The 20,255-nt window shown below is 56.9% G+C and carries 18 protein-coding genes; 3 read left to right on the top strand and 15 right to left on the bottom strand.

Annotated elements, in window-relative coordinates:
- The first annotated feature begins 308 nt into the window (after positions 1-308).
- Positions 309-1,052: a TIGR00730 family Rossman fold protein gene (locus J4E00_RS05590; protein ID WP_236049578.1), complete on the top strand. Its 744-nt coding sequence runs from the start codon at positions 309-311 to the stop codon at positions 1,050-1,052.
- Between the two features lie 129 nt (positions 1,053-1,181).
- Positions 1,182-2,372 (top strand): lycopene cyclase family protein, encoded by a 1,191-nt coding sequence (locus J4E00_RS05585; protein ID WP_208174096.1) that lies wholly within the window; start codon positions 1,182-1,184, stop codon positions 2,370-2,372.
- A 5-nt stretch (positions 2,373-2,377) separates the two neighbouring features.
- Here the strand turns inward: J4E00_RS05585 and J4E00_RS05580 are convergent, their stop codons facing one another.
- The 3 genes from J4E00_RS05580 to J4E00_RS05570 all read right to left on the bottom strand — a co-directional run bounded on the left by J4E00_RS05580 (position 2,378) and on the right by J4E00_RS05570 (position 4,819).
- Positions 2,378-3,097, bottom strand: a complete 720-nt coding sequence (locus J4E00_RS05580) for an ABC transporter ATP-binding protein (protein ID WP_236049507.1) — start codon at positions 3,095-3,097, stop codon at positions 2,378-2,380.
- Positions 3,098-3,176: 79 nt separating this feature from the next.
- Positions 3,177-3,398, bottom strand: a complete 222-nt coding sequence (locus J4E00_RS05575; RefSeq protein WP_035561220.1) for a DUF2795 domain-containing protein — start codon at positions 3,396-3,398, stop codon at positions 3,177-3,179.
- A gap of 101 nt (positions 3,399-3,499) precedes the next feature.
- On the bottom strand, positions 3,500-4,819 hold the full coding sequence (locus J4E00_RS05570) for a DUF349 domain-containing protein (protein ID WP_208174092.1): 1,320 nt from the start codon (positions 4,817-4,819) through the stop codon (positions 3,500-3,502).
- A 338-nt stretch (positions 4,820-5,157) separates the two neighbouring features.
- Here J4E00_RS05570 and ettA point away from each other — a divergent pair, with 338 nt between their 5' ends.
- The gene (gene ettA, locus J4E00_RS05565) at positions 5,158-6,822 is read left to right on the top strand and encodes an energy-dependent translational throttle protein EttA (RefSeq protein ID WP_208174090.1); all 1,665 of its coding nucleotides are present in this window, start codon (positions 5,158-5,160) and stop codon (positions 6,820-6,822) included.
- A gap of 89 nt (positions 6,823-6,911) precedes the next feature.
- On the opposite strand, the gene J4E00_RS05560 is transcribed toward ettA, so the two are convergent.
- The 12 genes from J4E00_RS05560 to panC all read right to left on the bottom strand — a co-directional run bounded on the left by J4E00_RS05560 (position 6,912) and on the right by panC (position 20,204).
- On the bottom strand, positions 6,912-9,983 hold the full coding sequence (locus tag J4E00_RS05560; RefSeq protein WP_208174088.1) for a reprolysin-like metallopeptidase: 3,072 nt from the start codon (positions 9,981-9,983) through the stop codon (positions 6,912-6,914).
- A gap of 199 nt (positions 9,984-10,182) precedes the next feature.
- On the bottom strand, positions 10,183-11,040 hold the full coding sequence (locus J4E00_RS05555) for an SMP-30/gluconolactonase/LRE family protein (RefSeq protein ID WP_236049574.1): 858 nt from the start codon (positions 11,038-11,040) through the stop codon (positions 10,183-10,185).
- 178 nt (positions 11,041-11,218) lie between these two features.
- A complete protein-coding gene (locus tag J4E00_RS05550; RefSeq protein ID WP_208174084.1) occupies positions 11,219-12,955 on the bottom strand; it encodes a hypothetical protein in 1,737 nt (578 codons plus the stop codon).
- A gap of 88 nt (positions 12,956-13,043) precedes the next feature.
- A complete protein-coding gene (locus J4E00_RS05545; RefSeq protein WP_208174082.1) occupies positions 13,044-14,000 on the bottom strand; it encodes a hypothetical protein in 957 nt (318 codons plus the stop codon).
- A 136-nt stretch (positions 14,001-14,136) separates the two neighbouring features.
- Complete coding sequence (locus tag J4E00_RS05540) at positions 14,137-14,499, bottom strand: hypothetical protein (protein WP_208174080.1); 363 nt, start codon at positions 14,497-14,499, stop codon at positions 14,137-14,139.
- A gap of 65 nt (positions 14,500-14,564) precedes the next feature.
- The gene (locus J4E00_RS05535) at positions 14,565-15,158 is read right to left on the bottom strand and encodes a hypothetical protein (RefSeq protein WP_208174078.1); all 594 of its coding nucleotides are present in this window, start codon (positions 15,156-15,158) and stop codon (positions 14,565-14,567) included.
- Positions 15,159-15,388: 230 nt separating this feature from the next.
- Complete coding sequence (locus J4E00_RS05530) at positions 15,389-16,012, bottom strand: helix-turn-helix transcriptional regulator (RefSeq protein WP_208174076.1); 624 nt, start codon at positions 16,010-16,012, stop codon at positions 15,389-15,391.
- Between the two features lie 267 nt (positions 16,013-16,279).
- Positions 16,280-16,957, bottom strand: a complete 678-nt coding sequence (locus J4E00_RS05525; protein WP_208174075.1) for a zinc metallopeptidase — start codon at positions 16,955-16,957, stop codon at positions 16,280-16,282.
- Positions 16,958-17,092: 135 nt separating this feature from the next.
- Positions 17,093-17,572: a D-glycero-beta-D-manno-heptose 1-phosphate adenylyltransferase gene (gene rfaE2 / locus J4E00_RS05520; RefSeq protein WP_208174073.1), complete on the bottom strand. Its 480-nt coding sequence runs from the start codon at positions 17,570-17,572 to the stop codon at positions 17,093-17,095.
- 130 nt (positions 17,573-17,702) lie between these two features.
- A complete protein-coding gene (locus tag J4E00_RS05515) occupies positions 17,703-18,755 on the bottom strand; it encodes a lysylphosphatidylglycerol synthase transmembrane domain-containing protein (RefSeq protein WP_208174072.1) in 1,053 nt (350 codons plus the stop codon).
- 90 nt (positions 18,756-18,845) lie between these two features.
- The gene (gene panD, locus J4E00_RS05510) at positions 18,846-19,193 is read right to left on the bottom strand and encodes an aspartate 1-decarboxylase (RefSeq protein WP_208174070.1); all 348 of its coding nucleotides are present in this window, start codon (positions 19,191-19,193) and stop codon (positions 18,846-18,848) included.
- 165 nt (positions 19,194-19,358) lie between these two features.
- A complete protein-coding gene (panC, locus tag J4E00_RS05505) occupies positions 19,359-20,204 on the bottom strand; it encodes a pantoate--beta-alanine ligase (protein WP_208174068.1) in 846 nt (281 codons plus the stop codon).
- Between the last annotated feature and the right edge of the window lie 51 nt (positions 20,205-20,255).

Raw genomic sequence — 20,255 nt, 5'->3', positions numbered from 1 at the left:
GCGATAGGACGAAAAAGGCGACAATGAATTGTTCACATTTTTCACCCTACCGCATTTCTCTCATTCCCCACATTTTGTAAGGCATTTTTATTTGGTAACAATTCGATAACTTTGACGCCCTACTTTTGGTCGCCCCGCTTCCGGGGCGATTTTGTTTTTGTAGGAATTCCCAACTGAACAATATGTCTACTTTGAAAAAACCCAAAACCAGCAAGACCAAAGTTGCTGATGACCTGCTGAATGCCGGCAGCGGCAAAACCATTAAGCAGCCCAACGTAAACGACGACAAGCTCACGTCCATCACCGAGATGCGCCAGACGGCCAACGGCGAAACCGCCATGGCTCTGGAAGACGAGCAGCGCCTGCGCAAAGCCTTTGTGGATAAGGACTGGAACGAGATTAAGATTGCCGATAGCTGGCAGATTTTCAAGGTGATGGCCGAGTTTGTGGAGGGCTTCGAGAAGATGTCCAAAATCGGTCCTTGCGTGAGCATTTTCGGCTCGGCCCGCACCAAACCCGAGAACCCATACTACCAGATGGCCGAGGAAATCGCGGCCAAGCTGGTGCGCCACGGCTATGGCGTCATCACGGGCGGCGGCCCCGGCATCATGGAAGCCGGCAACAAGGGTGCCCGCTCGGAAGGCGGCAAATCGGTGGGTCTCAACATTGAACTGCCCTTCGAGCAGACCCACAACATCTACATCGACCAGGACAAGTGCATCAACTTCGACTACTTCTTCGTGCGGAAGGTGATGTTTGTGAAGTATGCCCAAGCTTTCGTGGGCATGCCCGGCGGCTTTGGCACACTCGATGAGCTGTTTGAGGCCATGACGCTGATTCAGACCAAGAAAATAAGCCGCTTCCCCATCGTGCTGGTCGGCTCGGCCTACTGGAACGGCCTGTTTCAGTGGATTAAAGACGTGATGCTACACGAGGAGCACAACATTTCGGCCGAGGACCTGAACCTGGTGCAGATTGTGGACGATGCCAGCGAAGCGGTAAAAATCATCGACGACTTCTACCACAAATACCTGTTGTCGCCGAACTTCTAAGACTGCCGTTTCTGCTGGTTTGTATAGATAAGGCAGATTGTTCGAAGTTACTTAGTGCCCAAAGGCCGCTTCCTATGGAGCGGCCTTTTTGCTGGGTAGCTTTGCGGCGGTTACTGCCACTGACTGCCTATGCCATTGCCCACTCAAGCTGCCGTAGAATACGACTACCTTATTGTGGGTGGCGGCGCAGCAGGCCTAAGTCTGGCATACCACATTGCCCAGGAGCCAAGGTTAGCTAATAAGAATGTGCTGCTGATTGAGCCGGAAGCCAAGGAGCAAAATGACCGAACTTGGTCGTTCTGGGCTGATGAACCGGGCTTGTTCGATGACATTGTGGCGCACGAGTGGCGGCAAATTGCGTTTCGCAGCCCCGGCTTCGATAAAGTAATTGACTTGGGGCGCTACCGCTACAAGACCATCAATGGGTTGGATTATTACCGCTTCGTGCACCGGGCGCTGGCAGCGAAGCAGCAGTTCACCCTGATGCGGGGCACGGTTGAGCACATTGAAAACACTGCCTCCGGCATCAGTGTAATTTCCTCTGCGGGCACTTTCACGGCCCGCTACGCCTTCGATAGCCGCCCGCCGAACCTGGTACAGCTGCGGCAACCGCAGAAGCACCGTTACCTGTTGCAGCATTTCGTGGGCTGGGAAATAGAAACTACTACCGACGTCTTCGACCCTACTACAGTGGAGTTTATGGACTTTCGTGGAGAGCAGCACCACGAGGCGCGGTTCATGTATGTATTGCCGTTTAGCCCGCGCAAAGCACTGGTTGAGTACACGTTATTTTCAGAAACGCCCTTACCAAAGAAAGAATACGAGGGTGCTATTCGGGAGTATCTGAACACGGCCTTGAGCCTCGAGAACTACCGTATCACCGCCGAGGAGGCGGGCGCGATTCCGATGACGGACCACCCGCTACCGGCCCGTACCGGCCGGCATATCATCAACATCGGCACGCGGGGCGGGCGGGCCAAACCTAGTACCGGCTACGCATTCAAGCGCATTCAGCAGCACTCTGCCCGGCTAGTGGATGCCTTGGCCCGCACCGGCAACTTGCCGGCCGATGTGAGCGGTGACAAGTGGCAGTTTCGCCTGTTTGACACCTTATTGCTCGACATCATGCAGCGGCGGGGCGAAACCACGCGGGACATTTTTCGGCAGCTATTTGAGCGAAACCCTATTGAACGCATTTTCCGCTTTCTGGATGAACAGACCTCTTGGGCTGATAACCTGCGGGTGATGAATTCGGTAGCGCCGGGACCGTTTATGCAATCTATTGCCCACGTACTGCGCGGGCAGCCCGGACGGCGCTAACAGCTTTATTTGACGAGTAGCGGGGGCATTTCCAACCACTTGCGGGCTTCCTGCACGGTGGCGGATGACAGCGGGCGCAGCTGCGGCTCCGGCTCGGAAAGGTTGAGCAGGTAGCCAGTCAGCTCCGGCAGATTGTCGAGGTCGTGGGTACTACACAGCACCGATTTATTACCCTGCACGGCCCAACTGTGAATCAAGCTGAATACCTGACGACGGTAGTATACGTCGAGCTGCTGGGTGGGCTCATCAAGCAGATATACCTGCGCGTCCTGTAAGCTGAGCTGGGCCAGCCATACCAGCTGCTGCTCGCCGCCGGAGAGCTGGGTGAAGTCGCGGGCGGCCAAATGCGCCATGCCCACGCGAGCCAGCGCGGCGTCAGCCAATGCATAATCGGTGGGATTGTAGGCGCTTAGCAGGCTATGATGGCGGTAGCGGCCCATCACCACGAGCTCGCGCACGGCGATGGCAAAATCCAAGGTGCCGCGCTGGGGCAGGTAGCCCAGCAGGCCCGTGGTGGCGGCACGGCGCAAGTGGCGCACTTCGTGCCCGTGCAGCTGCACACTCCCCTGATACGGCAATTGGCCCGTAAGCACCCGGAATAAGGTGGTTTTGCCACTGCCGTTGTGCCCCACTACGGCCACAAAAGCCGGTGCGGGCAGGCACAAAAAAAGGTTGCGGACTAGCACCCTTCCGGGGTAGCCCGCAACCAAATTTTCTATATTCAATGAAGATTGCGGAATGAGTGATGAGGAATTGGGAGCGGTTCCTAATCCATCATCGCTCATTCTTGCTTCTTCACTCACGCTAGTACTCGTCCTCGTTGAACATGAAGTCCTCTTTGGTCGGGTAGTCGGGCCAAACTTCCTCGATGTTTTCGTAGGGCTGACCGTCATCTTCCAGGGCCTGGAGGTTTTCCACCACTTCCATGGGCGCACCCGAGCGGATAGAAAAGTCAATCAGTTCGTCTTTGGTGGCGGGCCAGGGGGCATCTTCCAGATAAGAAGCCAGTTCGAGAGTCCAATACATAGTAAGGGTGGATAAAAAAAGGTTGGCGAAGGTAAGAGTTTCCCGTCAAGATACAAACGAGCTACCAATTGAGAAACGACAACGCAAAACGCTGGCGAAGGTTAGCTGGCGGCTTGCGCTTGCTGACTAAATAGGGCTATTAAATCGTTTTTCGTCCGAATTTTCCGCTCAAACGAGCGGATTTTGGTTTGTAGCATTTGCCGGAAGGCGTCGTTGGCGGTGCTGGGGCTGAGGTTGTCAAGGTTGTCGCGCAGGGTGGCCAACTCCTGGTGGTCGTCCTTGAGTAGCGTACGCAAAGTATCAGCCCGGAAGCGTGCCCGGTCGGCGGGGGCAGTTGGCATGGGCTCGCCATCGGCGCGCTTGCGCAAATGGTATTCCAACGCACTGAGCTCAAATATCTTATCACAAGCTACCATGAAGCGTTGCCAGATGCGGTCTGACTCTTCGCCGCGCACTGTGCCTACCTGTTTCCACTCGGCCTGCAGGGCTTTGGCCTGATGGATGGCTTCCTGAGGCGGAATGTTCATCAGGGCTTCGGCCCGCTCGGCGAGGGCGCGCTTGCGAGCCAGCAGCACTTCGGGCGTGGCCGGCGCACCGGGTACACCAGCCGTCTGCTGGGCGGCAATATGAGCTTTTAGGCGCTCAAAGAAGTGGTTGTTGGCGGCCCGAAACTTTATCCAGAACTCCGAAGCCTGCTTTTTGGGAAGGTTACCGTTCACCTCGCGCCACGCTTGCTGCAACTGCTTGAGCTGACGGGAAGTGGTTTCGAACTGGTCGGAGTTCTTGAGGGCTTCGGCCTGCTGAATGAGGTCGCGGTAGCGGGTCTGGACCCGCATGGTCATGGCCTTTTTATCCGACTGGAAAGCTTTGCGGCGGTCGAAAAACTCTTGGATGGCAGCCTGAAAGCGGCGCTCCAACTCGTCGGTCATGGCCTTGTCGACGGGGCCGGTTTTGAGCCAGCCCTGGCGCAGGTCTTTCACCTTTTCGCTGGCCGATATCCATTCGATGCTGTCGCGCAGAGTTTCTGCTTCCTGCACAAAACCGATTTTGGTGGCCAGGTTTTTCTCGCGATTGCGGGCCACGGTCACGGCCACGGCATCTTCGGCTTCGGTTAGGCGGCGGTGCAGGCTGGTAAAATCGCCAAGGCCATCGTACGTCAGGAGTTGCTCTTTGAGGTGCAGGGCCTTCATCAAAAAGGAGCCCTTGTTTTCGCTGGCTTCCATTTTTTCCAGCAGGGCATCCACTTTGGCGCGGAAGGTTTCGAAGCGTTGGGCAAAATACCGCAGGGCGGCATCGTCCGATTCTTTTACCAGCCCAATCTGGCGGGCGGGTTGGGAGAGCACGGGGCGCAGCCACACGCCATCGGCTTCCACGTAGCCGTAGCGCTTGGCTTCGGCCAGCAGGTGGTCGGTTGGTTCCATACAGAAAGGTAAACTCGTGGGTAGGAGAGTGAGAGGGTTGGGGGAAAAGGGAAGGGTATGCGCTGGGGCTGTGGCTGAAATGTGGTTCGGGAAGGAACTACAAGTTTACGGTAAAAAGGTGATGATGCGATGTAGTTTGTGGGAACGAAGCAGATGGCCCGGACTTGCAACCGCAGTAAGCGGCAGCAACGGCTACTTCGGAGAGCAAAAAAGTGCGGCTGCCCGGCCTACTTTGCCGTTCTTTGCGGCCCGCAGTGCCGGCCGGCCAATTGGCTTTTGCCTTACGATACGGCATCAGGGCCCTACTCAGTTCATTCTCTCACCATTTCCGCATTCCAATGAGCGACCAGACCATCATTTTCAGCATGGCCGGCGTGAGTAAGATTTACCCGCCCCAGAAGCAAGTTCTCAAGAATATTTACCTCTCGTTTTTTTACGGGGCCAAGATTGGCGTGCTGGGTCTGAACGGCTCGGGCAAGTCAAGTCTCCTGAAAATCATTGCCGGCGTCGACAAGCAGTTTCAGGGCGAAGTGGTGTTTTCGCCCGGCTACTCCGTAGGCTATTTAGAACAGGAGCCCCAGCTCGACCCCACCAAAACGGTGCGCGAGGTGGTGGAAGAAGGGGCCGCCGAAACCGTGGCCTTGCTAAAGGAATACGACGAAATCAACGAGGCTTTTGGGGCCGAAGATGCTGATTTCGACAAGCTGCTCGACCGGCAGGGCAAGGTGCAGGAGCGCCTGGACCAACTCGACGCCTGGAACCTGGACTCGAAGCTGGAACGTGCCATGGATGCCTTGCGCACCCCGCCGCAGGAAGCCATTATTGGTAATCTCTCGGGTGGTGAGAAGCGCCGGGTGGCCCTGTGCCGCCTGCTGCTACAGGAACCCGACGTGCTGCTGCTGGACGAACCCACCAACCACCTCGACGCCGAGAGCGTGCTGTGGCTGGAGCAGCACTTGCAGCAATACAAGGGCACTGTCATTGCCGTGACCCACGACCGGTACTTCCTCGATAACGTGGCCGGTTGGATTCTGGAGTTGGACCGCGGCTCGGGCATTCCATGGAAAGGCAACTATTCATCGTGGCTGGAGCAGAAAACTGACCGCATGGCCCGCGAGGAAAACACCGAGAGCAAGCGCATGAAAACCTTGCAGCGCGAGTTGGACTGGGTTCGGATGTCGCCCAAAGCGCGTCAATCAAAGGGCAAAGCCCGCCTAGCCAACTACGACAAGCTGGCCAGCGAAGAAGCCAAGGACAAGGAGCAAAAGCTGGAGCTATTCATTCCCGATGGCCCGCGCTTGGGCGCGCAGGTGATTGAGGCCGAGGGCATCACGAAAGCATTTGGCGACAAGCTGCTGTTTGAGAACCTGAGCTTTGCACTGCCCCAGGGTGGCATTGTGGGCATTATCGGGCCGAACGGCGCGGGCAAAACCACGCTGTTCCGCCTCATCACGGAGCAGATGCAGCCCGACGCGGGTACGTTCGTGGTCGGGCCCACGGTGCAGACGGCCTACATCGACCAGCAGCACGACACGCTGGAGGGCAGCAAGTCGGTATTCGATACCATCACGGGCGGCACCGAAACCATGCTGCTGGCCGGCCGGCCGGTGAACTCCCGCGCCTACGTGAGCAAGTTCAACTTCGGCGGCGGCGACCAGGAGAAGAAAGTAGGCACGCTCTCGGGCGGCGAGAAAAACCGCGTACACCTAGCCATGACGCTCAAGCAAGGGGCAAACCTGCTGCTACTTGACGAACCGACCAACGACTTGGACGTGAACGCTATTCGGGCGCTGGAAGACGCGCTGGAGAACTTTGCCGGCTGCGCCGTCATTATCAGCCACGACCGGTGGTTCTTGGACCGCCTGGCCACTCACATCTTAGCTTTTGAAGGTGATTCGGAAGTGGTGTGGTTCGAGGGCAACTTCACAGATTATGAAGAAGCCAAGCGCAAACGCCTGGGCGACGTGGAGCCGAAGCGCGTGCGATACAAGAAGCTAGGGTAACAACTGCTTCGGAAACCGGGCGTTTATTAAAATCAAAAAGGCCGGCGTTACTCAGCGCCGGCCTTTTTGATTTTAATAAACGCCCTCTCCTACTCCACCACTACGCGACGCACGGCCGGCGCCTGGCCCACAACCTGCACCGCCAACAGGTAGGTGCCTGCGGCCAGCCCAACCGTAGATAACTCAGTTGCTGAGCCCACAAATGCTCGCTGTGCTACTCGCTGGCCCAGCACGTTGCACAGCGTGGCGGTAGCAGCGGTAGTCGGGGTGGCCAACGTTATGCGGAAAGCACCACGGGTGCCCGCTGGATTAGGCCACACCTCAAACGTGGCGGCAGCCGCACTAGCCGTGGCCGATACGGTGGCGCAGCTAGCTAGCAGCGCGTAGTTGCCTTTGTCGCCGCCGTAGCCCGACACAAAAACCAGGTACGAAACGCCCTGTACCGAATTGAACGTGACGGTAGAAGGCTGAGCACAACCCGCAGCATTGGTGTCGTCGTTGCCGGCAATGCAAGTGTAGGGGCCGCCGCAGGCCCCTTGGTACACGAAGAGTTTGGTATCGTAATCGGTGGCTAAGTCGCAATTGGTAAGGGTGATGCTGCCACCGGTGCCCGCAATGGTGTAGAACACGCCACCACCGTCTACGCTCTCGCCGCAGAAGGTGGTGGGGTCGCCGGTGGCGGTGGCGCTTTCGGTACTGCCCGTAACCCGCTGGCCGCAAGCCAGAGGCAGCGCATTGCTGCATAAATCATTGGTGGGCACCAGCGGCACGGTGCGGAAGCGCAGGCTGGCAGCGGCTGAAGTGGCACCGTTTGCGCAGTTGCTCACTACCTGCACCGTGTAGGTGGTTCCGGCCGTCATGCCCGTTAGCGTCACGGGCCCGGCAGCCACGGTTTGACTGGTAGTGGCGGGGATGGTTGTTATGGTGTAGCTGGTGGCGGTTGAAGAGCCCACGAAATTGAAGGTTCCACCCGTCATAGTTCGGCTGGTCACGGCCAGGTCTGATGGAGCGCCACACAGTGGCGGTGCCATGGTCGTGAAGCTCGCCGAGCCCGCAACCGAAGTACTCCCGCCGCTACAGGTGCTGGCCACGTACACCGTGTAAGCCGTGCCGGGCAGCAGGCTAGTTAGGGTTATCGGCGAGGTTGTTACGGTTTGCGCAGTAGTAGCGGGCACAGTCGTTACCACGTATTGTTGAGCAGCGCTGCCGGGATTGAAAGCTACCCGTGCACCGGTATTGGTGATGTTGCTTACGACCAATGCCGTGGGCGGCGGGCATACGCTGGGGCTGCTGATAGTGAAGTTGGCATTTGAAATATCAAAGAAGTAGTTATCAGCGGCGGCCACCATGATACGGGCCTGCGTGGTAGTCACGCTGGGCAGCGTAATGGCGGTGGTACCGTTGTTCGGCACGTTCAGGGCCAGGGCGGTGGGATAGGTATAGCCACCATCGGTGCTCAACCGTACATTGACGAGGGCGCAGTTCACACCGTTGGCAGTGGTGCCGGCCACGCTCCAAGTCACGTTGTAGGTCGAGCCACCTACCCAGCTCAGCGCCGTATTGGGACTGGTAACCACGAAAGGCCCGGCCGCACTAGTCACGCGCAGCTTCACCGAGTCGCTGGTTGTGACGCCACCAATTACTCCGAGGGCGCTTTGGTGCAAGTCCTTGGCCACGCATTTAAATGTGAGCCGGCGCGTGACTGTGGGCAGTCGCTCGCCAATTGTGGCAACATTATTCACCACATCATTCAACTGGGGAAAATAGCGGGTGGGCACCGTAGTGGGAGGCAAAGCACGGAATAAGGGAATATTGTCGTTGGCTGCCTGCGGCACCGTTGGCCCACCGGGTGAGCCCAGGTCAAGTTCCTGCCAGCTATACACGAGGGCATCGCCCTCGGCATCGGCTCCACTGGCCGTGAGCACAAATGGCGTACCAATAGGCAGTGTGAGGCCACCTTGTGGAACGCTCACCTGGGGCGGCGTATTGCCGGTACCGGCAACCACGGCACAGGTCGTGGTCACGATGAAGGCCCGCATTTCCTCATAGCTGCCGATGTTGTAGTACGGGTCCGAGTAATTCTGAATATCCTGGCCGGGGCATAGCCCGGAGTACGACATAATGGTGCTGCCCGAACCCGGCTCCCAAGCCGTACCGGCCGTCCGGTTAGGGCCGCAATTGGTAACCGCATCACTGTTGAAAATGTGGTGTGCCCCGAACTGATGGCCAAACTCATGGCACACATACTTCACGTTGAAGAAGTCCCCGACCGGATTCAGCAGTGCCGTAGCGCCCTGCGCCTTGGTAGCCGGCTGGCATACGGAGGTGTAGGCACCACGCCCACCAGCATTCTGCCCCCCGAATACGTGCCCCATGTCATAATTAGCCGTGCCGATGACGTTGTCGATGGTCGCCTGGTTTTCGGGTAGCATGGCCATGGAGTCGCCGTCAGTGTAGGGGTCGGTGGTGGGGTCAGTGTAAATGAGCGCGCTATTGTTGGCAATCAGCACGAAGCGCACGGCTACCTCGGTTTCAAATAGACCATTTATGCGGTTGACACTCGTTACAATGGCCGCCATGGCCTGCGGTACCGTGCCACCGTGGAACTGGGTGTACTCGCCGGTAGCAGCCACGGCCAGGCGGTAGGTCCGCAGCAAGCCACCGCTACCAATAGCCGCCGGCCCGCCACCGCCCGGCTGCACTACCCGCGCAGCCCCAGTAGCCAGCTCCTTGGCTTTAACGGGTGGTTGCTGGCACACCATGCCAGGCCTGGCCTCTGGGCGTGCATCACGGCTAAAAAAGCTGAGGTAGTGCCGGGCATCGCCGCGCTGGCCGGGTTCGATGTAAACAGTGCCTACGGCCGCCGACAGCACCTGCGCATGAAAGCCGGCCGGGGTGATGTCGAGGCGCACGGTGGCCGTGGCATCGTCGAGCCCCCGGCCGGCGTAGGTTTGAATCTCGGGGTAGCGGGTGGCCAGCGCTGGGGCCATCACGGCCGTTTGCCACACGGCGAAGCGACCGGTGCCTCCATTTGGCAAGGGCAGCGCCAGCACCAGCGGCGCAGCAGTAGCACGGCCCTCGGGTGGCGCGGCAGCCAGCGCGAGGCGGGCGGCAGCAACATCCAGCGCTAGCGGCCGGGCACGTTCGAGGGCCGAGAGCAATGGAGATGTCCTTGGCGCTTCATCTTGAAATAGCGCAACAGGCAAAGAAGTCTGCCCATGCGCAACGGGTTGAATGCTGAGCAATAGCACCAAGCTGCCGAGCCAGTGTCGGGCATTGGATAAGTAGTTTTTTCTCAACGGAGTAGGCTAAAAATGTAGTCAGCCAAATATAGCCGCCTAATCCGTTGAAACAACTCCATCAATTCACCCCATGCACGCGCAGTGGCAAGATGTAAACCGCCTCCGAGGCGGTGATAAACAAGGTTTTTCGGTCCTTGCCGCCGAAGCACACATTGCCGGTCCATTCGGCTGGCACGTCGATGTGCTGGATTTGTTGGCCAGCGGCATTATACACCGTCACGCCCTTGCCGGTAAGGTACACGTTGCCCTCGTTGTCGATGGTCATGCCATCGGAGCCTTTCGGTACGAAAAGCTCGCGGTCGGTCAGCTTGCCGTCGGCCGCAATCTGGTAGCGGTAGGTTTTGTTGGCTTCGATGTCGGCCACGTAGAGCAGCTTGCCATCGGGCGTGCCCACAATGCCGTTAGGCTTCTGCAGCTTGTCATCTGCTACCACGGGCTGTGACTGGTCCTTGGGCAGATAGTACAGCTTCTGGCCGCCGAGGGCGGGGTCAGGCGCTTTGCGTGTCCAGTAGTCGCGCTGGTAGTAAGGGTCGGTGAAGTAGATGATGCCGTTGGTGGGGTGCAGCCACAGGTCGTTGGGGCCGTTGAGCTGGTGGCCTTGGGCGTCTTTCAGCAACACGGTGGCTTTGCCGTCGGGCGCGATGGACCAGATTTCGTTGTGCTCGTCGGCGCAGGCCAGTAGGTTGCCTTTTTTATCAAAGTAGGTCCCATTTGCCCGGCCCGATTTCTCCAGGAAAACGCTGAGCTTGCCGTCGGTGGAATACTTCCAGATTTTGTCGTTGGGCTGGTCGGTGAAGTAGACGTTGCCGGCCTTATCCACGGCCGGGCCTTCGGTAAATTTGAACTGCCGGGCCACCAGCTGCGGGGTGGCGGAACCGGCGAGAATGGAGTTGGGAGCAGGAGTAGTTTGGGCCATGAGCAGATTGAAAGGGCCAATGCCCAACAAAAACAATGATGAGCTGGCGCGCAAGAAAACAGATGGCATTTAGAAGAATGTAGAGCTATACAATGTGTCGCGGATTAACTTTTTAACGAAGTAACGCCAAAAAGGTAGCAGCGCGCACAGCCATTTGCTTCTTAGCTGGATTGACTCGTTATAGCCAAGTAACTATTTTCCAAATCACTGCGAGATATATTCCGAATGCCAATACCCGTACTTCTCCTGCTGTCCAACTGAGTCCGTGTAGCAGGCAGTATCCTAAGTAGAATAATCCGATGGCTGCCAATAGCAACACTGGCAGTTTACTACCGAACGAAATCCACGAAACTTGTTCATTTCTATGCAGCACTTTCGGTATGATTTGCTGCTGTTGAGCACTTGGCCCCGACACAATAAAATCGGCAATTGAGTCCCAGTTTTCTTCTTTAAGGGCTGCATCGTGTCTTCCTTCAACGTATTTGGCTTGCTGAATGAGGGCTGGGCCGTTATGTTGAGCATATCCATCCTTGAATCCGTCGTGTCCGGCGCTGCCCAAATCCTGCCAGTGTAGCATTTCCAATGTCTTAGGACAAAAAGCAACCACCCAATCGGCCGTTGCTACATAGTTCAGAACAGCTTTTACTCGCCCCTGACGAAGCAATGGTTCCCACGCATAATCAGTACGGACCACACTTCCGGCAAAAACAACGTTTTCAAAATGACAGGCAGGGTACTGCGTTAGTGCTTTGGCTAGCATATAAGTGCCATTACTGTGCCCGAAGTAGGAAAATCGGGCATTGGGGTACAGCGCTTTGTTCTGCGTGTACTGGTCCATCAGCCATTCTACCTTGGCGCGCCGAACCCACGGCAGAATGAACGGCAGCATCGGGAAATAGCCGTAGCTGGAAGTCTCGGTTGCAAATACTTTTCTCGGCAAGGCCTGCCGCCCTTTTTCTTTGATATGACGGGCAATTTTTTGAGTCCAGAAACCTTCATCGCGAATGCCGTGGATAACAAAGATGACATCTGTTACCTCTGGTAAGGGGGGCTGAGGACGCAAGTCTTCCAGCTCCACCGACCTGGCTTTTAACGCTGCATCTGAGATTATTAAAGCATCCGCAAATACGGCTCGACGACCAGCGGCCGCACCCGGGCCGCTCATCTCAAGAATATTCTGATGGCCTGATGCTGGCACATCCAGGTACACAAAGTCGCTGCCCGTAATCAGGTCAATGTTATCCTGCGGAGCAACTACGTCGTCCTTCGTGCCCAATAGCTGCACCGTCAGAGCTCCTCCTATTCCCTTTCGGGCAGCAGCCTGGCGCATTGCAAGCCATTGCAGCCGAAGCTGGGTAATGAAGGGGGCCCCTAGCCGAACCTGATTGATGAGTAGCCGGCCACCTCCAAGCAATCGAAATAGAATAGTCAGCACTGTCCCCAAGCTGAATATAATAGCAGTGGGAATAGAAAGGTGATGGGAAATGCTCCACCCTCGGTTCATACCAGCCAGCAGTATCAGGCGCTCCACTTTTGCAGCCCACGGCTTCGGGCCAGCCAACACCAGGTCAGGTTCTAATGGAGCCCAATCATTTTGTCCGCAGGCGGCTACGTACACCTTGCGTGCCAGCAGGCCGCCTATGCTATGCCCAATCAGAACAATGCTACCGTACGGTCTTTCTGAGTTAGCGCTTTCATTCCACCTCTCGTCTATTCCAGCCAAAAGGTGGCTGACAATGGCATTAGGGTCTGCGGTCGACCACATGTTGGTAGGCAAAGCCGGCACCCAAATTTCAGCTACTGGATAAGCGGTAGCGACTACTTGGCGCACAGCGTGCAGTGCCTTCGGTGAAGAAGTGTAAGCATGCAGCAGGACAATGAGCTTGCGCGAAACCGTGTTCTCGTACTCGCTCATGGGGTTTGTTCCGGACAGGGGTTGCATAGACCGATGTTAGATTATCAGCACTGGCCCGTTATCCAAACAAGCCTGTTTCTTATAGTTGCTAGCGTGCTTGTTGCGACTGTGTAGCAAAGCCGAAGTTGATACCCAGCAAGGCCACAACCGGGTGTTTTGGCCCAAAATCCTCGCCAAACGTACCCGTCAAATAAATACCGTCCGTCACCTCTGCCTCCGTTACAAAGGCTACCCGTTTGCCTGCTACAGCCTTGTCATCGGCAAACCGCCGCAGGTATTCCAGCGACAGGTACCAGTCGCGCTGAAGCCCTGGTAGCGGGATGTTGAACCCGCCCCGAAAACCTAAATCGACGGCATCGGCGGTGCTCTTAGCTTCGCCCTGGGCCGTGGTGCCCGCAGTAGGCAAATGCTGCCAACGCGCTACCAGAAGTGCTTCGAAGTATCGTTTGGGGCGCCAGTCGGCGGTGAGCCAGGCGCCGTAACGCTCACTCTTTCGGGCGCGCAGGTCCCGGTCGGGGTATTGGTAAGCGTAGGCACCGGCAAGGCTAACTTGAAACGCCGGCTCGTTATACTCCGCCACCAACACCTGCTGCAGTTTATCGCCATAGTGCGTAGCCGAATCCTTTGCTGCATTAAAGCCAGGGTCAGCAGCAGTCATTCCGGCCACTTCCAGCGCCCAGAAGTCGACTTTAGCCTCGTACTTCTTCCGTAACGTGGCGTTCAGCGGGTCTTTGCGGGCAATGCGAAACAGGTTTGTCCGCAGTCCTACCGCCGCATTGCTCGTCGAATCAGTTGCAGAGACGACGGCGCCCGACACATCAACATCCCGCACAATCTGGGCCACTCGATTCGCAAAGGTTGCATCCCGGTACTTCGCATAAGTAAGCCCAGGATGGTTGAACAGCCAGTAAGGAGCTACCGCTAAAGCAAAATCCTTGCCCTGCAAGCCGTTGAGCAGTGTCACGCCCAGCGCATGCGGGGTGCTGGCCCTCTCAATGTTGGTTGGTGCTTTATCGAGTAGCGCAATGCCGGGAGATATGGGCACCCGCAGATTTTTAAGCACCACTTTCAATGACTCAGGACTTCCTACAGTAGGTGCGGGAGCCACTGACTGAGCAACGGCAGCCCAACTGCTGACCAAGCAGAAAAACCCTGTTAGTAGCGTAGTTTTCATTGGTTCGCTAGTTAATCGTGTAGCTAATTGTATAGCGAACCAGCCGGTCATCGGGCGCCTCTTCGTGAAAATCCTCCCTTATAACTACTTGATTACCGGCAGTCAGCTGATGTGTGACATTTGTCCAGTTGCTATCAGGGTTCACGTCCACCACTACCGTAATGACCTGCATTACACCACCGCGTAGCGAACTTCCGGTTCCGACAATAACGCCCGTAATTTCATTGGCCCGGGCCAGCTGCGTCGAAACGCCGTTGCGTTGAAGCCGGATAATCGAACCGCCGCGCTGCACATTGCCAATGCGCAGGGTAACGGACAGAGGTTGGTCATCGGGCAATGTAACAACCCGGCTTTCAGCTACTTCTTTCATAAACGGACGCACGAGAAGCTATAACTAACAGCGAGCCAAAAAATTGACCCTTAAATCTTCATATGCTATTTTGATTTCAGCTTGGAGGCTAATTCTGTGAGCATACTTTCAGCGCTGCTCTGACCGGCGGCCAATTCAAGCGCCAACTCATCAACCTTGCTTTCAACCGGTGCAGGTGCTGATTCAAAGACTTGTTCGGCAATCTGCACTGCTTTAGAAGGGGATGCTTGAGCCAATAGGCTGGCCTTACTGGCGTCAGCAGGCGCAGCTGCTACTTTGGTTATCGCAAGCCGTAGCATCGTTTTATCGACTTCGTTTGAGAGCCAGCGGGCCCCTGCAACGCCCACCATCAGGGCCCCCATTAAGTTGGCTAGCGAAAGTGAGACGCTAATCACCTTGGCGCCATCGGGCACAGATACTGGCGGCGAAACAACTAGCACAGCGTTAGCTGCTGGCCCATATAACCCCCACGATACTAGCGCGGCAACTGTACTCACCAAAATATTGCCCAGATACCCTGGCTGCCACATCGTACCACGCTCGGTAGTAGTGCTTACTGGCAGAAAGAAGCCGTTGTCCGACATAAAGGCATTGACGACACCTCCAACTGCTCCGGCTCCAGCTATCCAAGCCATTATGACCAGCATTCCTTTTTCCATGGCAGTTAGTGTTAAAGGCTTATCGAATAGCAAGCTGCTCTTTTCTGTTCTCAAGCAATACTGGTTCTCAAAAAGCAGGCTTATCCTCCTGCAATGGCCCTTGGGCAAGCATCGCTGATTATCAGCTGACCAAGAAGCAAAATCTAGCTCCTGATATTGCACGGCAGGTAAATATGCTGGTAAAGCACGCCTTTTCCAGCCCCATACGCATCAGTGCCAACACTGAAACTTCACGCCACCCAGCCCTCCCGCACGGCCCGCGCCGCCAAGCCCACCAGCGTGCGGGTCCCGGCCTTGTGCAGCAGGTTGCGGCGGTGCGTTTCTACTGTTCGCACATTAATAAACAGACGGTTGGCAATTTCCTCGTTGCAACAGTCGGCCACCACGAGCCGCAGCACCTCCAGCTCGCGGCGGCTGAACGGGTCGGGCATGGTGTCGGAATTAGTACGCTGAGCTATGAGGGCCGACTCTATTGGCGCATCAAGCCAGGTTCTTAAAGCCGCAACCAAGGCGTGGGGCAGCACATGGCGCGGCAAACGCAACGGATTACCGGGCCAGGGCGGCATACCCGCTAGCTGGGCAGGCGAGTTCGGGTCGGTGAGGACCGCCAGCCGCTGGGCCGGCCGGGTACGATACATCCGGCCTAGTAGCTCCGGCAGGGCCCGGCCCGGCAGTGCCTCATCCAGCACCAGCAGCCCAAACCGGCTGCTGGCCACCAAATCAGCTACTTGCGTGGCATCAGCAGTGAGGGCAATGCGCAATTGCGGCCACCACTCTTTGAGAATGGCAATCAAGCCCTTGCGCCATAGTGTGGGGGCAGCCGCAATCAGGGCCGTAGGGGTAGAGTCGGTCATAGCATTGGCAGAAAAAAAGGCGCAGCACCCAAAGATTTTTGCTTGGAAAGCGTTGAAATTCTACAGCAAACCTCTTAGATTGAAATAGTCCAACAAAAAAGCATCTTTATTTTATTCGTGTCAATACCCAATAGTAGGTATATTTCTACATAAGTCCACTATCTTCTCTCAATTCGGATTATTTAGGTACACTAGCTATCTGATAACACATAAAAAGCCGCCCTCTGCGAACAGAGAGCGGCTTTTCGGATGCAGCAACGCTTGTGACTAGCGTCGGCGCATGAAAATACTCACGTAATAGAGCAGCGTTGCCAAGGAAGCCAGAGCTGCTACCACGTAAGTCATGGCGGCCCACCAGAGGGCATCTTTGGCCATGGCATGCTCCTGCACGGTGACCACGCCCCGCTTATCCATCCAAGCCAGAGCGCGACGGGAGGCGTCGAACTCCACCGGTAGGGTGATGAACGAAAACAGCGTGGTGAGGGCAAATAGCGCAATGCCCACACCCAGCGGAATCACCGACGTGCGCAGCAGCAGAATACCGCCCATCAGAATCCAGGGCATGAAACGCGACACGGCGCTAAGGGTGGGCACCAGTGCCGAGCGAAACTGCAGCATCGAGTAAGCAGTGGCATGCTGCACGGCATGGCCGCACTCGTGGGCGGCTATGGCTGCTGCCGCCGCACTGCGCTCAGCATACACGCCCTCGCTCAGGTTCACGGTTTTATCCGTCGGGTTATAATGGTCCGTCAGCTGGCCGTCGGTACTGATGATGCGCACATCGTGAATGTTGTGGTCGGCCAGCATTTTGGCTGCGACCTCGGCACCGCTCAGCCCCGAGTGCAGCGGCACGAGCGAGTATTGCTTGAACTTGCTCCGCAAGCGCCACTGGATGCCCCAGCTGGCAATCATCAGCACGATAATGAGCAAATAGGGAGAAGACATGGTTAGGAAATGAGGTTAAATTCAGGATTCATCGGCCTGTATGCAACGCCTGTGCTGCCACATCGCGGCGCCTGGCCTTCGATGCTGTAACAGTCATTTTCGCAAAAAGATGCCCTCTTTTCCCTGTTGCCAGAGCTACTGCGTGGCCAGAATGCGCGCCACGATGCGCGAAGTGCTGTAGCCCGGTACCAGTGCCACCGTGCGCACCGTGCCGCCATGGGCCAATACCACTTCGTGCCCCACAATGGCTTCAATGGAATAATCATCGCCTTTCACCAGCACATCGGGCTGCACCAGCTCAATCAGTTCCAATGGCGTGGGTTCGCCAAACAGCACCACAGCATCCACAAAGGCCAGTGAGGCCAGAATCCGGGCCCGCGCCGCTTCGTCCTGAATGGGCCGGCCGGGCTTCAGGCAGCTCACGGAGGCATCGGTGTTGAGGCCCACCACCAGGGCATCGCCTAAATGCCGCGCCTGCTCCAGATAATCGACGTGGCCGAGGTGCAACAAATCGAAACAGCCATTAGTGAACACCACTTTGCGTCCGGCAGCCCGCCAACCATCCAGCGTGGCAGGCAATTGCTCGCGGGTCAGAATTTTATCTTTCGTCCACATAAAGAAGAGTTGAGTTTTGAATGTTTAGGGGTTGTAGGATGCGCTGTTTTGAATGCAGCTGTTAGCGCTTGGGGGTGCGTTAAAACCTCAACATTCAAAACTCACCCTCAACATTCAACCCTTAAAAAAATCAGATTCCTTCCGTCGTGAGCGGCTCTTCGGCCAGTGCTTCGGCTTCGGTGAGGACGCTGCCTTTGTCGGCGGCGGCCACCGCCACGAAGCTGATGCCGCCCATGAGCACCACCAGCAGGGTTTGGGCGCCGTGCACCACCAGCGCGTAGGCAATGCCGGCTTCCTTGCTAATGCCGTACACCAGCAAAATGCCCTGCACCATCACGTGAAACGGGCCGATGCCGCCCGCTACCGGTGCCGCCATCCCAAACGCGCCAAAGGTGAGGACCGCCAGCCCCGCGCGCATATCGAGGGTATAGGTCTCGGGAAAACAGAAAAAAGCGAGGTAGTCCATCAGGTAGTAAACCACCCAGGTAAATACGGTATGAAGCAGGAACAAGCCCTTATTCTCCAGCTTCAGTACGCTAAAAACGCCCGCTAGCAGACCTTTGACAAAAAGCACCCCTTTGTTGAAAACAGCATTCTGACGCAGCCGCTCCAGGTTGCGAAACAGCGCGTAGCCCACCGACAGCAGCAACACCAACCCAATGATGGCGGCAATGAGCAGCGGCGTACGGTTGCGCGCCAGCGCATCATAGCGCCCACCCAGCACATTGTCGGTCACAAACCGCCAGAACGTATTGAAATCCAGCAGCAGCACCGAACCAATCAGGCTCAGCAGCACCAGCACATCAATCACTCGCTCGGTCACCACCGTGCCCAACGCCACCTGCACCGGCACGCCGCTGGTGCGCCGCAGTACCGAGCAGCGAATAACCTCCCCCATGCGGGGCAACACAATATTGGCCAGGTTGCCCACCATAGAGGCGTGGTATACCGGCCAGTATCCGACTTCGTGCTTGGAGGCGATGAGCTGCATCCGCCAGCGGTAGGCCCGGCTGAAGTAGCCCAGCACCGACAGCGCCATGGTGAGGCCCAGCCACCAGTAGTTGGCCGTGCGAATCGCCTGGCTGATGTCGTCCCACTTCAGGCCGCGCATCGCATACCACATCAGCGCGCCCGAGATGCTCAGCAGCAGCACATATTTAAGAACTGTCAGAAAGTGTTTCATCAATGAGTGAGTGAATGGACGAATAGGCAAATAGCTGAACAGTCGGGATTAATCATCCGCTATTCAGCCACTCGCTCATTTAGCCATTGATTAGGCCAGTCGGTTGTGCTCGTTGGGAAAAATGACGGTGGGCTTGTGCTGCCGGGCCTCGGCAAAATCAACGAAGCCATAGGAGAAAATAATTACGACATCACCCACGGCCACCTTGCGCGCCGCCGGTCCATTCAGGCAAATAGTGCCCGAACCGCGCTGGCCCCGAATGGTATAGGTTTCGAACCGCTCGCCGTTGTTCACATTCACGATGGTCACCTTTTCGTTTTCCACGAAGTTGGCCGCATCCATCAAGTCCTCGTCAATGGTCACGCTGCCAATGTAGTGCAGCTCGGCCTGCGTGACCGTGACCCGGTGAATCTTGGACTTCATTACTTCGATGTACATAGCTCGGATTAATAGCGTTGATAAAGGCCACAAAGATAACCCCACTCTAAGTCTAGGGCAGAATGGCAAGGAGGCAGGAAAGTGTTGAAGGCAGGAGCGCACCGTTTTAATCGAGACAAGGAAATGCCTCTTGCCTCCTATCCTCTTGCCCCTACACCTCAGTCCCTACTCCACCACCACGTTATCAATCAGGCGCACACCGCCCAGGTGCGCGGCCAGGCACAGCACCACCGCACGGCCGGACACGTAGGCGTTCAGCGGCTGTAGCGTTTGAGCATCGGCTACTTCAAAATACTCGGGTGTTATCAGCGGTTCGGCCACGAGGGTAGCGTTGGCTTCGGCCTGCACCTGGGCCGGCAGCACACCCTGTCGCACCTGGGCAGCGGCGGCGGCCAGCACCTGATGCAGCAGCGGCGCCACAGAGCGAGCCCCGGCATCGAGCCGGCGGTTGCGCGAGGACATTGCCAGGCCATCGACTTCGCGAATGGTGGGCCTGGCCACAATTTCTAGGTCGAACGATAGGTCGGCCACCAGCTGGCGCACCACGGCCACCTGCTGCCAGTCCTTTTGCCCAAAATATGCCCGGTGCGGCCGCGCCATGTGAAACAGCTTGCTTACCACCGTGGCTACGCCATTGAAATGACCAGGCCGATGCGCCCCTTCCATTACCCGCTCCAGTTCGCCAAAATCGAAGCGCAGCACGGCGGGCTGAGGATACATTTCCGCCACTGAGGGCTCAAACAGCACCGTGCAGCCGGCTGGCCCCAACAGAGCAGCATCAGCCTCCGGCACCCGGGGATAGAGCCGAAAATCTTCGGCATTGTTGAACTGCGTGGGATTAACAAAGATGCTGACGATGACTTCGTCGCATTCGGCCCGCGCCGCTTGTACCAATTGCAGGTGGCCGGCGTGCAAAGCGCCCATGGTGGGTACCAGGCCCACGCGGTGGCCAGCTTGACGAGCCCGCTCGGTATAAGCTTGCAACTCAGCGGCGGTAGTTAGTATCTGCATAGTAAAGGAAGGCAATTGGAACGCCCCCCGGAGTAGGTTTTATTGATTTTC

This window comes from Hymenobacter negativus, from assembly GCF_017571495.1.
In the GTDB taxonomy this organism is placed as follows: Bacteria; Bacteroidota; Bacteroidia; order Cytophagales; family Hymenobacteraceae; genus Hymenobacter; species Hymenobacter negativus.
Note: the sequence above shows the minus strand (reverse complement) of the source record. Positions and strands in the feature narration are given on the sequence as shown.

Bases quoted from the DNA above. Each gene is read 5' to 3' on its own strand.
- J4E00_RS05590 (WP_236049578.1), top strand. From the start codon at position 309: ATGCGCCAGACGGCCAACGGCGAAACCGCCATGGCTCTGGAAGACGAG.
- J4E00_RS05585 (WP_208174096.1), top strand. From the start codon at position 1,182: ATGCCATTGCCCACTCAAGCTGCCGTAGAATACGACTACCTTATTGTG.
- J4E00_RS05575 (WP_035561220.1), bottom strand. From the start codon at position 3,398: ATGTATTGGACTCTCGAACTGGCTTCTTATCTGGAAGATGCCCCCTGG.
- J4E00_RS05570 (WP_208174092.1), bottom strand. From the start codon at position 4,819: ATGGAACCAACCGACCACCTGCTGGCCGAAGCCAAGCGCTACGGCTAC.
- ettA (WP_208174090.1), top strand. From the start codon at position 5,158: ATGAGCGACCAGACCATCATTTTCAGCATGGCCGGCGTGAGTAAGATT.
- J4E00_RS05555 (WP_236049574.1), bottom strand. From the start codon at position 11,040: ATGGCCCAAACTACTCCTGCTCCCAACTCCATTCTCGCCGGTTCCGCC.
- J4E00_RS05550 (WP_208174084.1), bottom strand. From the start codon at position 12,955: ATGAGCGAGTACGAGAACACGGTTTCGCGCAAGCTCATTGTCCTGCTG.
- J4E00_RS05540 (WP_208174080.1), bottom strand. From the start codon at position 14,499: ATGAAAGAAGTAGCTGAAAGCCGGGTTGTTACATTGCCCGATGACCAA.
- J4E00_RS05535 (WP_208174078.1), bottom strand. From the start codon at position 15,158: ATGGAAAAAGGAATGCTGGTCATAATGGCTTGGATAGCTGGAGCCGGA.
- J4E00_RS05530 (WP_208174076.1), bottom strand. From the start codon at position 16,012: ATGACCGACTCTACCCCTACGGCCCTGATTGCGGCTGCCCCCACACTA.
- J4E00_RS05525 (WP_208174075.1), bottom strand. From the start codon at position 16,957: ATGTCTTCTCCCTATTTGCTCATTATCGTGCTGATGATTGCCAGCTGG.
- rfaE2 (WP_208174073.1), bottom strand. From the start codon at position 17,572: ATGTGGACGAAAGATAAAATTCTGACCCGCGAGCAATTGCCTGCCACG.
- J4E00_RS05515 (WP_208174072.1), bottom strand. From the start codon at position 18,755: ATGAAACACTTTCTGACAGTTCTTAAATATGTGCTGCTGCTGAGCATC.
- panD (WP_208174070.1), bottom strand. From the start codon at position 19,193: ATGTACATCGAAGTAATGAAGTCCAAGATTCACCGGGTCACGGTCACG.
- panC (WP_208174068.1), bottom strand. From the start codon at position 20,204: ATGCAGATACTAACTACCGCCGCTGAGTTGCAAGCTTATACCGAGCGG.